This window comes from Streptomyces palmae (assembly GCF_004684805.1).
Taxonomy (GTDB): domain Bacteria; phylum Actinomycetota; class Actinomycetes; order Streptomycetales; family Streptomycetaceae; genus Streptomyces; species Streptomyces palmae.
This window is the reverse complement of the sequence record NZ_SRID01000681.1, coordinates 1-1362: the sequence shown is the minus strand read 5'-3', so window position 1 is coordinate 1362 and position 1362 is coordinate 1. Positions and strand designations below refer to the sequence as shown.

1 protein-coding gene is annotated in these 1362 nt (G+C 73.6%); it reads left to right on the top strand.

What is annotated here, in order from left to right:
- Positions 1 to 529: 529 nt before the first annotated feature.
- A partial coding sequence (locus E4099_RS32030; RefSeq protein WP_135342590.1) for an FHA domain-containing protein occupies positions 530 to 1362 on the top strand: 833 nt, incomplete at its 3' end.

Below are 1362 nucleotides of genomic sequence, written 5' to 3'. Positions count from 1 at the left end.
GTGTGGGGGTGCGCGGTGCCGGGGGGTGGGTTGCCTGGTCCTCCGGGCAGCGGGTTCTGGACCGTATATTTACGGCGCGATTGCCCCGAAATGCTGCATTACCGGTGATTTGCGCCACACATATACGGCAGCGTCCAGAACCCCCTCCCTACGGCCCCGGCGCCCGTCGGATGCGTTCCGCGGCGGACACCTGACAGACACCTGGCTGGGGCCCGATGGCTGTTCGGGTGCGTCCGAGGGTCCGGCGGCTGTCCTGGCGGGCGGTGGTCCGAAGTGGTGGGGGGTGGTCGCAAGCGGCCGGATTCGAGCGGTGGACCGGACAATCAAGATCACGAAGTGGTGGCCGCAGGACGGAGCGTCAGCGGCAGGTGCAAGGATGCACGCGAGCACGAATGCGTGAGAAGTGCGGCGGCAGAGCACATCGGGGGCCGCGTCCGTGCCGGGTAGTACCTGTTCGTGCCGACGCGCCTGGGGCGGTGGGGGTCGACACCCCCGCGGGTTCCGCGGGCAGAAGGGACCGTTGACGGCTATGCGGATTCGGCTGACCGTCCTCGGGCCGCGCAGTGCCCACCCCGGCCCGACGGGCCGATCGGGCCATGCCGGCCGCCCCCACCTCCAGCACGCGCAGGAGGCGCACACCACCCAGCCCGGCCACGCGCCCTACGCCACCGCTCATCCCTCCGCCGTCTGCGCGGTGGACGTCCAGGTCACCGCGCCGGCCGGCACCCTGCTGGCCACGATCGTCGGTGGACTGGCGGACGCGGTGGCGGCGGCCGGTGGCGAAGCGGGCGGCGGGAGCGCGACGCTCTTCGCGGGCGCGGAGCGGCTGGACCCGCAGCACCAGGTGCTGGGTGAGCCTCCCCTGCTGGACGGCTCGGTGCTCTCCTTCCACGCGCCGGCCGACCCCGACGCCTACCCGGGCGATCCGTCGGACGCGGCTGCCGGGTTGCGGCTGCACATCGTCGCCGGACCGGACGCGGGCGGCGTCCACCTCCTGCACGGCGGCCCCGTGCGGATAGGCCGTTCCATGGACGCGGACGTGCCGCTGGACGATCCCGACGTCTCCCGGCTGCACTGCGCGGTGACGGTGGCCGACGACGGCCGGATCACCGTCGCCGACCTGGGTTCGACCAACGGCACCACGCTGGACGGTGAGCGGGTCGGCGCGAGGGCCGTGCCGCTGGCCCCGGACGCGATGCTGCGCATCGGCGAGTCCGTACTCCGGCTGCGCGCCCCAGCCGTCCGCCCCGGCACCCTCCCCACCAGCACGGACGGGGAGGGGCATGTACGGGTCGAGGTGCCGGGGAACGGGTCTGCGGGTGCGGCTGGTTCCGTTCCGGCGAGCGGGGTGGAGCCAAGGGG